Consider the following 13,859-nt stretch of genomic DNA (forward strand, 5'->3'; position numbering starts at 1 on the left):
CCGACTAATTTGGAGAGAATAATGCTGCGCAAAGTCGCTTTTATCGCCGCCCTCCTCGCCGTGACCGCAAGCCCGGTCCTGGCCGAGGGTGACGCCGCGAAGGGCAAGAAGGTCTTCCGGAAATGCAAGGCCTGTCATGTCGTCGACAAGGAGAAAAACCGGGTCGGCCCTCATCTAGTCGGCATTTTCGGCCGTCCCGCTGCAGGCGTTGAGAAATTCAAATACTCCAAGGCAATGAAAGCCAAGGCCGAGGAAGGTCTTGTCTGGGATGAGGCCAGCATCGCCGAGTTTCTGAAGGCCCCGAAAAAATATCTCAAGGGCACCAAAATGGCCTTTGTCGGGCTGAAGAAGCAGGACGATATCGACAACGTCATCGCCTACATCAAAGCCGAAAGCGGAAAGTAAGACACTGCGCTTGGGAAGTGTGCCGCGCATCGGGCATCCGATGCGCGGTCAGTCTTTTGTGAAGTTGCTGAACCGGGCTTTCAGATCGGCGCAATAGTCCTTCTTCGGATGTGCCGGATCCGTGTACCAGACATAGTCGAACCTGCTGGCGGGAATCGCGTGTTCCTCGCCTGCCCAGACAATCTCAAGATCGCCTTCCAACAAACCAATAGACACTATGTTCTTTCCCCCGAACCGCTGTTCGAGGTGATAGCCAGCGCCGGTATCCCGGCGCGCATGCTGGCCTCCGGCGATCAGCACGGCACCGTCAGCCATCGCAGCGGATCGCACCATCGCCTCAGCGAGACTGGCATCCCGGGCGATCTGCACGGCAACCATCGGGGAAAGCTTCGTCCGGGGAATCAGGCCGCAGTGACCGCGATAGACCTCATCCAGAAGCGCATCGCGGACAGATTCAGGAACAGCCTCATCCAGCCGGAGAGCCGCCCTCAAATCCGTATTGGTCATATCGCCACGACTGATAGCCCGGACCGTGTCCGCGTCGAGATTTCCGGCGACCATCGGCAGACCGGCCGTCAGTGCCAGCTCCGCAATCGGCCGGTAGAATTTCCAGTCGGGCCAACCGGATTCGGCCCAACCGACAGCATCCGCAAACGCATCCGGGTCGGTATCTTCGGCCTCAACGAAACTGTCGATCTCAGGTTGCTTGCCGCGCTCGATCATCTCCCAGACCAGAGCAGGCTTGCGCCCGGCGGCAATCATCCGACGGAGAATGTCGGCCTGAATGTCGTGATGCTCAGGATTGTCGTGCTTCTCGCCAAGCAACACGAAGCGCCGATCCGCAAGATCCGTCGCCAGCCGATCAATTGAAAGCGGCTCTCCCGTCTCCGTTTCAAACAAGGCGGGCGGCGGTGAGGCAGAGGCCGGAGCTGTATCAGCAAGCGCTGCAAAGCAGACGATCAGAGCGATGCCCAGAACGCCGCGCCACCGCCCGGTAATGTGTGGGGGATAGGATATGATCATTAATCAAACAGGCTATCGATTGCGCTCTGGTCCATGATGTCGTCGATCTCAGCCTGATCGTACCGCGGCACAGTGCCGTTGATCACCCCGGAGATCTGCTCCAGCGTCAGTCTCACTTCACGGACCTTGGCCATGGTCTGGTTTCGGAACTCATCTTCGGATGCCGTGCCGTTCAGCTCTTTCAGAAGATCCCGTGTCATGAAGATCTGATCATTGGCCGATGCCACCAGATCCTCGAAGGCCTGGATGTATTCGTGCGGGGCATTTTCATAGGCCCAGATGGCCAATTCCTTGTCGGAGAATCCGCTCGCCGCAAAATGCTCGATATATGTCGCCGGTTTCCATTCCTCGACCTCCTCAAGCATCTCCGGCATGTCCGGAACGAGCTCAAGCAACATCACCACTTCATTGAAATGGTTCAGGTAATCTGTCGCCAGCAGGGAGGTCTCGTTGATATTGGTTCCCCGGACCAGCAACCTATATGTCTTGGTAAGGCGTGGCTGTGTCTCCATCGCGACGACCATACCGCATTCCCCAAACGTTTTAGACGCAATTCTATGACATATACTCACAACTCATTAAAATTGCGTATATTTTAGGGAATTTCGAGACACTGTTTACCAACCGCTCGACCGGCTGGACCTATGATCATGTGCATAAGGAGCCGGGCGGGAAGAATCGCTGAATATCAGTGGTCGCTGTCAGCCCGCGAGATCGAAATCGCGCAGCTTGTCGGAGCCAGTCTCGGCAATGCTCTCCTCTACCGCCTCCAGTTTGCCGAGAATGCCTTCCGCGTTGACATGGAAATTCACGGAACCGGCGCCAGCCATGTCTGTCTCCTGCTTGGCGTTGCAATGTGGTTTCACCGACATGTCGAGCCAGCGTTCCGCGCTGTGGCATAGACCTTAAAAAAAATTGGCTCCCTTCGTTGCAACGGCAGGGCTGGATGTTGGCGGATCAACCGGTTAGCTTGCTTTTCATGAGTAATCGGCTCCTCGCGTTCGGCTCTCTCCTGCTCGGCACCGCCCGCGACGTGCTGCCGATCGTGTTGGTCGTTGCCTTCTTCCAGCTGGCTGTCCTGCAGCAGCCCTTTCCGAACCTCGGGCAGACCCTGACCGGCCTGGTGATCGTGGTCATTGGCCTGACATTGTTCCTGCAGGGGCTGGAAATGGCCCTGTTTCCGATCGGCGAATTCCTTGCCGGCGCCCTCGCCCGCAAGGGCAGCCTCGTCTGGCTTTTGCTCTTTTCCTTCGGACTGGGTTTCGGCACGACGGTGGCCGAACCGTCGCTGATCGCGGTCGGGGACGAGGCTGCCCGCGTCATGGCGGAGGGCGGCTTTATTGGCAGCGACCCGGAAGCGATGAATACCTATGCACTTGCGCTGCGCTACACGGTCGCCGTTTCGGTCGGACTTGCCATCGTTACAGGTGTGTTCCGTATCCTGAAGGGCTGGCCGCTACACTGGATCATGATCGGCGGCTATGTGGTTGTGCAGGCGCTGACCGTTGTCGCGCCGGAAGAAATCATCGGCATCGCTTATGATTCCGGCGGCGTCACCACCTCCACCGTCACCGTCCCGCTGGTCACCGCCCTCGGCGTCGGGCTGGCGACGGTCATCAAGGGCCGTAATCCGGCAATCGACGGTTTCGGGCTGATCGCCTTTGCGTCACTGTCACCGATGATTTTCGTCCTCATTTTCGGGATGGTGTTCTAGGCATGGCGATGGAATGGGTCACCGCTCTCTACGAGGCTTTTCTCGGCACGTTGCTCGACGTGTTTCCGATTGCAGCGATCCTCGCCTTCTTCCAGCTGGTCGTACTGCGCCAGAGCATTCCGCAACTCAGCCGGGTTTTGCTCGGCTTTGTCTATGTCATCCTCGGGCTCGCGCTGTTCCTGGTCGGACTGGAAGAAGCCCTATTCCCGATTGGTGAGCTGATGGCGACGCAGTTGACCGATCCGGCCTTCATCGCCCCTGGCCGCGATATCGAAAGCCTCGACTGGACGGATTATTACTGGGTCTATCTGTTTGCCGCGGCCATCGGGTTTTCAACGACCATCGCAGAGCCGTCACTGATCGCTGTCGCCAACAAGGCCAGCACCCTCACCGGCGGCGGTATCGACGGCCGAGGTCTGCGTATCGCCGTTGCCATCGGTGTCGCCCTCAGCATTGCCGTCGGCGCCTTCCGGATCGTCACCGGCACACCGCTCTATCTCTACATGATCGTTGGTTACGCACTCGTAGTGCTGCAGACGATCTACGCACCGCGCATGATCATTCCGCTGGCCTATGATTCCGGCGGCGTCACCACCTCCACCGTCACCGTTCCGCTGGTCACCGCCCTCGGCCTCGGCCTTGCCTCAACCGTCCCCGGACGGGACCCCGTACTGGACGGTTTCGGACTGATCGCCCTCGCCAGCCTGTTTCCGATGCTCAGCGTCATGAGTTATGCCCAGGTCGGTGCCTGGATGGCCACGCGCCGCAAAAAGCGCGAGGCCACCTCTTCCATTTCAGAAACAGAAACCCCACAGCCAGGGAGCCAGCAATGAAGTTCAAGCTGATAGTTGCCGTGGTAAGCGATGCCAAGACCGAAGTCGTGGTCGACACCGCACGGCAGTGCGGCGGGACCGGCAGCACCGTCATTACCAATGTCCGGGGCGAGGGCCTGAAACCCTCCTCCACCTTCCTCGGCCTTACCCTTGAGGGTCAGCGGGACATCGTTCTGCTGGTTGTCGAGGAGCATATGTCGCGTCATATCCTGGAAGAAATCTGCCGGGCCGCCCGGTTCGATGAGGACCTTGGCAGCGGTGTCGCCTTCCAGATCGACATCGAGGACGCTGTCGGTCTGACCTCGCAAATCAAGGAAATCGAAAAAGAGATCGAGGAAGAAATATGAGCCACCATCCTTATGTGAAGGTCGAGGACGTGATGAGCGCTAACCCGCACGTCATCGACGGCCTCGCGACGGTGCGAAATGCCATCGACCTGATGCGGGAGCACAATGTCAGCTCACTGGTCATCGAACGGCGGGACGACATGGACGAGTACGGCGTCGTCACGGTCGGCGATATCGCGGCGCATGTCGCCAGCAAGGACCGCTCGCCGGAACGCACCAGCGTCTACGAAATCATGTCGAAGCCGGTGCTGTCTGTCGATATCGGCATGGATATCAAATACGCGATCCGCATGCTGAACCGGTTCAAGCTGACCCGTGCGCTTGTCACCCGTCAGGGCGATATGGTCGGCATCGTGACTCTCAGGGATATGGTTGTGCGCTATACTGAGCCTGACACGGCTTAAGTCGGGTAACCGGATACCAAGACGACATGATCGGTATTCTGAACCATTCCGCCTACAGACATCTTTTTCTCGCGCAGGCGCTGTCTCTGCTCGGCAGCGGCCTGACAACCGTCGCCCTCGGACTGCTCGCCTATCAGATCGCAGGATCGGATGCCGGACTGGTGCTTGGCACCGCCCTCGCCATCAAGATGATCGCCTATGTCGTTCTCGGCCCTATCGGCGCCGCCCTCTCTTCCCGGTTTCGCAGAGGTCCCTTTCTCGTCGCACTGGACCTTGTTCGGGCAGGATTCGTCTGCCTTCTGCCGTTCGTGACGGAAATCTGGCAGATCTATCTTCTGATCTTTCTCTTTCAGGCCTGTTCCGCCGCTTTCACGCCGACATTCCAGGCAACGATCCCGGACCTCCTTCCGGAGGAGCGCGATTACACGCGGGCCCTTTCCCTGTCGCGCCTGCTTTATGATCTGGAGCAACTGGCAAGCCCCGCGCTCGCCGGATTGCTTTTGTCGGTCATGACCTTCCACGGGCTCTTTGTCGGCAACGCACTTGGCTTTCTCGCCTCGGCAGCTCTCATCGTCACAGCATCGCTACCGGCGCAAAATCCGGACGCAATTGTGCGCAGCTTCCGTGACCGCGTCTCACGCGGAAGCTGGATCTACCTCAAGACACCACGCCTGCGCGGTTTGCTCGCGTTGAGCTTTGCGGTATCCGCCGCCGGCTCCATGGTGATCGTCAATACTGTTGTTTTCGTCCGGGACGTGCTCGGCGGCAGCGAACGGGACGTCACGCTGTTCTATGCGAGTGCGGGGCTGGGGTCGATGCTCGTCGCCCTGACCCTGCCGAGACTGCTGGAGCACCGGCCGGCGCGACCGATCATGCTTGCAGGCGGGGTGCTCCTGTCTCTCTCGCTCTGCGCCGGCACCGTAGCGGAAACCTATCTGCAAGCTCTCGCGGCATGGTGTGCAATCGGGATCGGCACATCCATGGTGATGACCCCGTCGGGACTGCTTCTGAGACAGTCTTGTCATCCCGAGGACAGAACAGATCTGTTCGCCGCCCAGTTCGCGCTCTCACACGCTTGCTGGCTTGTCGCCTATCCTTTGGCAGGATGGGTCGCGACGTCCTTCGGCATGGGTGTGGCCTTCTTGACACTCGCAGCCGGTGCGGCGACCGGGCTGATCGCCGCACTGGTATTCTGGCCGGAACATGACCCGGTCGAACTTACACACGAGCATGAGGATCTGGTGCATGAGCACCCGATCCCCGACGACGGGCACCATCAGGCGATACATCCTGTTCAGGGCGACCCGTCAGGACAGAAGCACCGGCATCACAAGCTTCGCCATAGCCATACCTTTATCATCGACGATCACCACACGGCCTGGCCGCGCGGTTAGAAACGCTGTGAGATAAAGGTACTGCCGGGAAGAAGGCGATCCCGGTGCAATTGCAGTCCTACCAGCTGCCGATATTTTCCATCGAAGCCCAAGGCTCGGCCGGCGCCAGCGCCTCGCCTTCCTGCAGGATCTCGATGGAAATGCCGTCCGGCGACTTCACGAAAGCCATGTAGCCGTCGCGCGGCGGGCGGTTGATGGTGACACCCGCATCCATGATCTTCTGGCAAGTCTCGTAAATGTTCTCAACGCGGAAGGCGAGATGCCCCCAAGCCCGACCGGTCGTGTACTCTTCCGGGTCCCAGTTATGGGTCAGCTCGATAACCGGCGCGCGCTTGTCCGAGGCAGCGGTTGCCTCGTCACCCGGCGCGTAGAGGAAAATGTTGGTGAAGCGGCCCTTCTCGCTGTCATAGCGATGGACTTCCTTGAGGCCGAGAATTTCGCAGTAGAATTTCAGGCTCTCGTCGACGTCGCTGATCCGAACCATCGTGTGCAGATACCGCATGTGCTCGCTCCCGCTTGGCATGCTTGTGAATTGGCGTTGGGATTATGACATTGCGCACGCGCCGCCCGCTGACAAGTCCGCTTTCCGAAATGGGCTGGTTCCGTCCGTGCGGGAACTGTCCTGTCGGGCCTTCACTACGGGGCTCCATCTCGCCAGGCTGCGATCAGGGCTGCGGCATCGGCGCCAATCCGGTCCACCGGCTTACCCGGTTTGAAAATCGAGGAGCCGACAGCAACCGCCCTGGCACCGGCGGCGAAAAAGTCGGCGATGTTATCGAGCCCGACCCCGCCGGTGACGACGATCCCCCTGTCCGGTGGCAGCACGGCCCGGAGAGCTCCGACGATTTTCGGCTGGATCGCATCTCCGGGAAACAGCTTGAGATAATCCGCGCCCGCCGCCAGTGCCTGAAACGCTTCCGTCGGCGTGAAGAATCCCGGCATGGAGACAAGGCCGCACCTTTTCGTCTCGTCAATCACCCGCGTATCAGTATTGGGAGAAACGACGAGACGCCCGCCCGCCGCCGCGACGGCACGGACATCTTCATCCGTCAGTACCGTCCCGGCACCGATCGCCGCGCGCTCTCCGAGCAGTCGAGCGAGGCTTGCAATGCTCTCGAACGGCCGGGGCGAGTTCAGCGGCACCTCGATCACACGAATGCCGGCATCGAACAGTGCCTGGCCGATCTCTTCCGCACGCTCGGGTTCGAGGCCGCGCAGAATTGCGACGATGGGGCAGGCGCCAAGCGCCTCTTCGATACTGATCACGGCCGGCCTCTCTATTGAGTTCAACCGATGCAGTATGTCACCTCAGACAGGATTCGAAACCGTCCGCTAACCCGAGCATCAAGGCATTATAGGCATCCGGGCCAAACGGAATGGTGCTGCCGACCGGATCAAGCGTGCCGAGCTTCGCGCCCGACCCTTCCGCAACAACCTCCGCAAGGCGAGGCCTGAACTGGACTTCGCGAAAGATGCAGCGGATATCGCCATCCGCGACCCGTTGCCGGAGTGCCCGCAGCCGTGCTGCCCCCGGAGGGGCGCCTGTTCCCAGGCTGATTGCACCGGCTGCCGTCAAATCGAACGCGGCTTCGAAATACTGATAAGCATCGTGGAAGACCAGGAACGGCCGATCTTTAACCGGCGCGAGTTTCTGCCGGATGGTTTGCGAGAGTTCCTCAAGATCCTGCACGGCCGCCACCGCATTGGCGTGATAGAGCGCAGCACGATCCGGGTCCCGCGCGGCAAGCGATGCTGCAATCGCGGTGACAAAGGCCTGTGCGTTGGACGGGCTCAGCCAGACATGCGGATCATCCGGACCATGATCGTGTGCAGCCTGCTCCTCGGCACTCTTGTCGTCATGTTCATCATGCCCATGCTCCGTGTGCTCGTCATGCTCTGGAGAGTCCCAAAGCGTACCCTCGCGAACGCTCAGATGCGTGACACCTTTGGCCTCACTCAATTCAACGACCCGGCCGTCATGATCCGCATTCCGCTCAACCGCGGCTCCGAGGAAAGTCTCGATAGTGGGGGATACAAGAATGATCAGATCGGCGTTTTCGATCGCCCGGGCATCGGATGGACGCAGCGCATATTCATGCGGCGACTGTCCGTTCCGGAGCAGCAAATGCGGCTCGCCCGCACCGGCCATGACCTTCGCGACAAGGCTGTGCACCGGCGGGATTGACGCGACAACCGAAAGCTCGGCACGCGCAGGCAGGGCAACAAGCAGAATAACGGCGAATAAGCCGCCGATCTGTAGAAACGGATATCTCATGGGGGATCTCAATGAGTGAATTCAAAAACGTTATAACATAACAAATTCTGAATTCAAGTCCGATCTGACCGAACCGCCTATTCCCTCGCCGACAATCTGCCCGGCCAGCGCGGCAAACCAATCAGGAAGACGGCAAAAGCAACGAGCACGATTGACGGGCCCGCAGGCGTATCGAACTCCAGCGAGCCCAGCATTCCGATCACCACGGAGAAAACCCCGATAACGACGGCACCGGCGACCATGGCCTCCGGGCTCGTGGCCCAGCGCCGCGCACCGGCGGCGGGCAGGATCAGCAGAGATGTGATCAGCAGAACCCCGACGACCTTGATCGCCACGGCGATGACCAGGGCAAGCAGCAAAGTGAAAACCAAATTGGCTCTGCGACCGCCCAGCCCTTCTGCCTGCGCCAGATCACTGCTGACAGTGGTCGCCAGCAGCGGCTCCCATATCCGCCAGAGACAGACCAGAACCACCGCGACAACGGCGTAGATCAACATGATGTCCTGCGTGGAAACCGACAGCACATCGCCGAACAGCACGCCCATCAGATCGACCCTGAGCCAGCTCATCAACCCGATGGCGACCAGCCCCATGGCCAGAGCCCCGTGCGAGAGAATGCCCAGCAGCGTGTCTGTCGGCACTGTGCTCCAGCGCTCAAGCGACAGCAGGAGCGCGGCCACGGCGACGGTAACGGCGAAGATCCCCAGCACCGGCTCGACATTCATTAAAAAGCCGAGCGCCAGCCCGAGCAGCGCGGAATGGGCCATTGTGTCGCCGAAATAGGCGAGCCGGCGCCAGACCACGAAACAGCCCAGTGGCCCCGCAGCAAGTGCAGCACCGATCCCGGCGGCAAGCGCCCGCAACAGAAAATCGTCAATCACCGGCCCGTCTCCCGATCGTCGCGCCCGTCAGAGCGCGACGGCCTCACCCTCGACTTCGCAGAGGAAGTCAGGCGTCGCGAGAGCGGAGATTTCCAGATAGGTGCAGGCAGGCGCATGCCCGTCAAACATCCGATCGCGGATCTCGCGGAAAGAGGCAACCGAACCCGGAACCGTCGAATAGAAGACGATTTTCACGATGTCCTTTTTGGTCATGCCAGCGCCTTCGATAACCTTGAACAGGTTTTCAAACGCCTGAACCGTCTGGGCTTCCAGCCCTTCGCGCACCGAGCCATCCGGAGCAAGCCCGATCTGGCCGGAAGCAATGGCACGCCTGGCATTGGCCGGCACCGTGACCAGGTGCGAGTAATTAGACGCCGGCGCCGCAACGCCTTTCGGATTGGTAAATTCCATCGGATGACTTCCTTTCGATTCGGCAATGCCATACGTACGCGCTGCGAAAGAAACCGCGCGGTCCTGCAAAGATCACTTAGAGGGAATGTCAGGCGAGGGCAAATGCGGGATGCACCTCACACCAATTCAGAGGCGTCCCCAACGACAACCCGATCCCGGCCGCTCTTCTTGGCGTCATAGAGGGCGAGGTCCGCTGTTTTCAGGATACCTTCCACTTTCGGGCATTCAGCACCGAACTCCGTGCAGCCGATACTGATGGTGAACTGGAGATTGTCCCCCGCCGCCTCGATGCTCGCCGCCCGTACGATGCCAAGCAGGCGTTCCGCAGAAACCACGGCTTCTTTTTTGCTCGTTTCCGGCAACAGAATTGCGAACTCCTCGCCGCCGATCCGCGCCACAGTGTCCAGTTGTCGCACCTGGTCTTCCAGAAGTTTAACCAGATGCACCAGCACGATGTCGCCGACATCGTGACCATAGGTGTCGTTGATGCGTTTGAAGTGGTCGACGTCGATCATAAGCAACGAGGATGGATGCTTGTAGCGGCGCACACGCTCAACTTCATCTTCCAGCTTGGACATGAAGTAGCGCCGGTTAAAAGCTGAGGTCAGCGCATCCGTCGTCGCCAGACGCTCCAGTTCCACGTTCATATGCTCAAGGCGTACGGCATATTCCCGCAGCCTGAGATGATTCCGGACCCGGGCCGTCACCACCGTCGGCTTGTATGGCTTGGTGATGTAATCGATCGCCCCGAGCTTCAGGCCCTTTTCCTCGTCCCCATCATCGGAGAGACCGGTCACGAAAATCACCGGCACATTTTCTGTCCGCGGATCGTTCTTCAAAGCCTTGATCACATCATACCCGTCCAGCTCCGGCATCTGGATATCGAGCAGGATCAGGTCCGGCGGGTTTTCGAGGGCCTTGTCGATCGCTTCACGCCCACTCAGGGCGGAGGAAACAGAGCCGAGATCTTTCAGGATAAGACTGAGCAACATGACGTTCTCAGGAGCGTCGTCGACCACGAGGATCGCGAATTCCTGATTTTCCATAATGTTGCTCATCACTCTCTCCGTCACGCCCGCATGGCTTAAATCTCGGTATCAATTGCTTGCTTCATTATCCACCCGGAATGGTTAACTTCACGTAAAAAATTCACCGTTGAAGGATATCCCGAAGCTGACATTTTTGCGAAAAACCCAACAATCAAACTAGAGATTGGTGGCTGTCTGTTCAGCGAACTCACTTATCCGATTCCGGATTTCCTCGTCCCAGGCGACCGGCCGACCGGTGCTTTTCACGAACTGCACGAGGGTTGACCGGCAGGTAAGGCGCACCTCCCCTTCACAGCTTGCAACGATCTCGACATCGAGACTGGACGTTCCGACCCGCTTGACCACGAGGCTCCAGTCCAGCACATCGCCCAGCCTACTGGGGGCACTGAAATCGACAGCGATTTTGGCCGTTGGAATTCCCCGGTCGTCAACCTCGTGCATTTGGTGGAAGCCCCAATCGAGCCCGATGCGAAACCATTCCTCGACGGTGAGATTGATCATCTCGAAATAGCGAGGATAGAAAACCATCGCCGCAGGGTCGCAATGCTGAAAGCGCACATGCTGCTGCATCTGGAAAGCGGCCATAAGTCAGTATTCTCCTTTGGTGAAGCCCCGGGTGGTGAAACTCCGGGTCAGATCCGAGGTGGCGTCCGCCAGATCTTCGATTACGTCGAAGTGATGTTTGCCGTCGGCATGGACACTATCCGTTTCGGCGCCAAGCCCGCCCCAGATAGTGGCAAGAAGGTCGTTTTGCCGCAGGAATTCCGGACGCTCGCCGGAGCCGACCCAGCAGGTCAGCCGGGCATCGGGCACCGGGTACTGCAAAACCGGGCTCTCTACAGCAGCCTCGGCTTCGTCGAGTTTCAGATCGGCATTCATTTCAAGATTCAGCAAGGGGCGCAGATCGTGCAGGCCGCTGATCGAGACGACCTTTCGGATTCGCGCCCGGAGCGCGGCATCCAGCGGCACGTTACGGCAGAGCATGCGGCTGACCAGATGCCCTCCGGCGGAGTGACCGGCAAGATGAACGGGGCCGTCGACGCGCTCCGCTGCCGCCGCAATAGCCCGGCTAATCTCGACCGTGATTTCCGCAATGCGCGCTTCCGGCGCCAGAGTATAGCTCGGGATGGCAACGGCCCAGCCACGATCGACTGCGCCGCGTGCCAGATGCGACCAGGTACTTTTGTCAAAAGCCCGCCAGTAGCCGCCATGAATGAACAGCGCCAGTCCGGTCGCCGGACCGGCAGGCCGGAACAGATCGTAGCGGTTACGCGCGCCCTCTCCGTAAGGGATATCGAGCTCCGCCCGGTCAGCCAATTCATCTCGAAATGCAGCGGCCCACTGCTGCCACATCGGCGGGTAGGTCTCCGCTCCGGCAATGTGCGGACCGTTCGCGTAAGCATCGTTCCAATCGGCAATCATGCGCCGCCATTTCACGTTAATTACCAGCAAAGCGTCTAAACGCGATCCTAGGAGACGCACCAACCGGCGGCCAGTTTCAATTAAGACTCAATTTTTTGCTGCGAAATTAATTCAAAAGCCTAACATTCACGAATGGCGCAAGCACCAAGCACACGTCTCGCGGAAAATGCAGAGACACGCAAAACCCGGCTCCGGCTTTGGCTGAACATTCTGCGAACCACTCGTTCGGTTGAGAATATCCTGCGTGAGGAGATGCGAGTCTCTTATGACCAAACTCTGCCGCGGTTCGAAATCCTGGCCATGTTGGAGCGCAGTGAGAACGGCCTCCGCATGAGCGCCCTTTCCGAAAAGCTGATGGTCTCGAATGGCAATGTCACAGGGATCGTCGAGCGGCTGGTGCAGGACGGATTGGTGGAACGGCTTCCAGTGCCCGGAGACAAACGGGCCACGCTGGTAAGACTGACCCACAAGGGCGAAGCCGTTTTCGCCGATATGGCGGACGTGCACGAACGCTGGGTCAATGGGCTTCTTCGGACAATCTCGGAAGAGGATGCAAGCCTCCTCATTGAGCGTCTGACAGAAATACGGAAACAGAACGCTTCTACCCAGCGTTAACAATTTCTTGTTTTCTCACCACCTATGATCCTTCTCGGACTCAACGGGGACCGTCGATCGGCAATCGAACCGGAGGAGCGAAATGTCCGGATCAAGGAAGTTTTCCACCACACATTCTGGGAAATTCAAACGGAAACAGATGCGTAAAACGCGAGACGGGTCACGTCCCTGTTTGCTTGCCCGCGTAACCGCATCGTTTTTCCTCGCGATCGGACTCTCTGCCTGCGACGATCCACAGCCGCAAACTTCCGCTCCGGAGTTCGGTGAAAAAATCGCCGCCTCCAGTGAGCAAACGGCCTACAATTTCGGGATCCATCCGCTGCATAATCCAGCCCGCCTTCACGAGATCTTCGGACCGATGATGCGGCACCTCGAAAAGCAGATCCCGGACACCCGGTTTCGTGTCGAAGCATCCAGAAATTACGCCGCCTACGACCAGAAACTATACGAGGGAAAGTTCCAGTTCTCCCTTCCCAACCCGTTCCAGACGATCAACTCACTGGGACATGGCTACCGCGTTTTCGGGAAAATGGGCGACGACCATAACTTCAGAGGGATCATTCTTGTCCGCAAAGATTCCGGTATCGAAAATGTCAGCGATCTGAAAAGCAAGGCGGTCAGTTTTCCAGCGCCAACCGCCCTCGCAGCAACGATGATGCCCCAGTACTACCTGCAATCCCACGGCCTCGACGTCATGAAGGAGATCGACATCCGCTATGTCGGCTCACAGGAATCTTCGGTCATGAATGTATTCCTTGGCGATACGGCCGCCGGCGCCACATGGCCGCCACCGTGGCGACTGCTTTCCGCAGAGCGCCCGGAACTCGCGGAAGAATTGGAGGTAAAATGGCAAACCGAGTCATTGCCCAATAACGGTCTGGTCGTTCACGAAAACGTGCCGGGCGATGTTGTCGACAAAGTCGCAGCAGTACTGTTCGCCCTGCACACTCACAACGAAGGCAAAGAAATCCTTTCGCGCATGGACCTCTCGCAGTTTGAGGCTGCCACCAACGAAACCTACCGGCCCGTCGTTGAATTCGTCGCAACGTTCAACACGGCGGTGCGTCCGGCGCACTAAGCATCGAT

At 59.0% G+C, this 13,859-nt stretch carries 19 protein-coding genes; 8 read left to right on the forward strand and 11 right to left on the reverse strand.

From position 1 onward, the window contains the following. Window positions 1–21: 21 nt before the first annotated feature. The gene (locus tag IG629_RS16790; protein WP_193173085.1) at window positions 22–405 is read left to right on the forward strand and encodes a c-type cytochrome; all 384 of its coding nucleotides are present in this window, start codon (window positions 22–24) and stop codon (window positions 403–405) included. Between the two features lie 48 nt (window positions 406–453). On the opposite strand, the gene IG629_RS16795 is transcribed toward IG629_RS16790, so the two are convergent. The 3 genes from IG629_RS16795 to IG629_RS16805 form a co-directional block, all read right to left on the reverse strand. Then, entirely contained in the window at window positions 454–1,428 is a 975-nt protein-coding gene (locus IG629_RS16795; protein ID WP_193173086.1) for a ChaN family lipoprotein, read from the reverse strand. Further along, window positions 1,428–1,952 (reverse strand): hypothetical protein, encoded by a 525-nt coding sequence (locus IG629_RS16800; RefSeq protein ID WP_193173087.1) that lies wholly within the window; start codon window positions 1,950–1,952, stop codon window positions 1,428–1,430. Before IG629_RS16800 ends, IG629_RS16795 begins: the two co-directional genes overlap by 1 nt. A 177-nt stretch (window positions 1,953–2,129) precedes the next feature. After that, window positions 2,130–2,300, reverse strand: coding sequence for a hypothetical protein (locus IG629_RS16805; protein ID WP_193173088.1), 171 nt, complete (start codon window positions 2,298–2,300; stop codon window positions 2,130–2,132). Window positions 2,301–2,407: 107 nt separating this feature from the next. Here IG629_RS16805 and IG629_RS16810 point away from each other — a divergent pair, with 107 nt between their 5' ends. The 5 genes from IG629_RS16810 to IG629_RS16830 are packed head-to-tail and all read left to right on the forward strand — an operon-like array spanning window position 2,408 to window position 6,120. Next, window positions 2,408–3,142, forward strand: coding sequence for a DUF1538 domain-containing protein (locus IG629_RS16810; protein WP_193173089.1), 735 nt, complete (start codon window positions 2,408–2,410; stop codon window positions 3,140–3,142). A 2-nt stretch (window positions 3,143–3,144) separates the two neighbouring features. Continuing rightward, window positions 3,145–3,975 carry a DUF1538 domain-containing protein gene (locus IG629_RS16815; protein WP_226886864.1) on the forward strand — a complete coding sequence of 277 codons (831 nt, stop codon included), beginning with the start codon at window positions 3,145–3,147 and terminating at the stop codon, window positions 3,973–3,975. Continuing rightward, entirely contained in the window at window positions 3,972–4,322 is a 351-nt protein-coding gene (locus tag IG629_RS16820; RefSeq protein WP_028466377.1) for a P-II family nitrogen regulator, read from the forward strand. Before IG629_RS16815 ends, IG629_RS16820 begins: the two co-directional genes overlap by 4 nt. Next, window positions 4,319–4,726, forward strand: a complete 408-nt coding sequence (locus IG629_RS16825) for a CBS domain-containing protein (RefSeq protein WP_193173090.1) — start codon at window positions 4,319–4,321, stop codon at window positions 4,724–4,726. Before IG629_RS16820 ends, IG629_RS16825 begins: the two co-directional genes overlap by 4 nt. 26 nt (window positions 4,727–4,752) lie before the next feature. Further along, window positions 4,753–6,120, forward strand: coding sequence for an MFS transporter (locus IG629_RS16830; RefSeq protein WP_193173091.1), 1,368 nt, complete (start codon window positions 4,753–4,755; stop codon window positions 6,118–6,120). Between the two features lie 58 nt (window positions 6,121–6,178). Here IG629_RS16830 and gloA read toward each other — a convergent pair whose 3' ends face one another. The 8 genes from gloA to IG629_RS16870 form a co-directional block, all read right to left on the reverse strand. Further along, the gene (gene gloA, locus IG629_RS16835) at window positions 6,179–6,622 is read right to left on the reverse strand and encodes a lactoylglutathione lyase (protein ID WP_193173092.1); all 444 of its coding nucleotides are present in this window, start codon (window positions 6,620–6,622) and stop codon (window positions 6,179–6,181) included. 134 nt (window positions 6,623–6,756) lie between these two features. After that, complete coding sequence (locus IG629_RS16840) at window positions 6,757–7,386, reverse strand: 2-dehydro-3-deoxy-6-phosphogalactonate aldolase (protein WP_193173093.1); 630 nt, start codon at window positions 7,384–7,386, stop codon at window positions 6,757–6,759. Between the two features lie 37 nt (window positions 7,387–7,423). After that, window positions 7,424–8,395, reverse strand: a complete 972-nt coding sequence (locus IG629_RS16845; protein ID WP_193173094.1) for a zinc ABC transporter substrate-binding protein — start codon at window positions 8,393–8,395, stop codon at window positions 7,424–7,426. A gap of 77 nt (window positions 8,396–8,472) precedes the next feature. Continuing rightward, a complete protein-coding gene (locus IG629_RS16850; RefSeq protein WP_193173095.1) occupies window positions 8,473–9,276 on the reverse strand; it encodes a metal ABC transporter permease in 804 nt (267 codons plus the stop codon). 27 nt (window positions 9,277–9,303) lie between these two features. Next, entirely contained in the window at window positions 9,304–9,687 is a 384-nt protein-coding gene (locus IG629_RS16855) for a RidA family protein (protein ID WP_193173096.1), read from the reverse strand. Window positions 9,688–9,803: 116 nt separating this feature from the next. Further along, window positions 9,804–10,745 carry a diguanylate cyclase gene (locus IG629_RS16860; protein WP_193173097.1) on the reverse strand — a complete coding sequence of 314 codons (942 nt, stop codon included), beginning with the start codon at window positions 10,743–10,745 and terminating at the stop codon, window positions 9,804–9,806. 147 nt (window positions 10,746–10,892) lie between these two features. After that, window positions 10,893–11,321, reverse strand: coding sequence for an acyl-CoA thioesterase (locus tag IG629_RS16865; RefSeq protein WP_193173098.1), 429 nt, complete (start codon window positions 11,319–11,321; stop codon window positions 10,893–10,895). Between the two features lie 3 nt (window positions 11,322–11,324). Beyond that, window positions 11,325–12,158, reverse strand: coding sequence for an alpha/beta hydrolase (locus IG629_RS16870; RefSeq protein ID WP_193173099.1), 834 nt, complete (start codon window positions 12,156–12,158; stop codon window positions 11,325–11,327). Window positions 12,159–12,410: 252 nt separating this feature from the next. Between IG629_RS16870 and IG629_RS16875 the strand changes: the two genes are divergently transcribed. Next, window positions 12,411–12,773: a MarR family winged helix-turn-helix transcriptional regulator gene (locus IG629_RS16875; protein ID WP_226886873.1), complete on the forward strand. Its 363-nt coding sequence runs from the start codon at window positions 12,411–12,413 to the stop codon at window positions 12,771–12,773. A gap of 139 nt (window positions 12,774–12,912) precedes the next feature. After that, on the forward strand, window positions 12,913–13,851 hold the full coding sequence (locus IG629_RS16880; protein ID WP_193173100.1) for a phosphate/phosphite/phosphonate ABC transporter substrate-binding protein: 939 nt from the start codon (window positions 12,913–12,915) through the stop codon (window positions 13,849–13,851). Window positions 13,852–13,859 lie beyond the last annotated feature (8 nt).

The organism is Nisaea nitritireducens, from assembly GCF_014904795.1.
Taxonomy (GTDB): Bacteria; Pseudomonadota; Alphaproteobacteria; order Thalassobaculales; family Thalassobaculaceae; genus Nisaea; species Nisaea nitritireducens.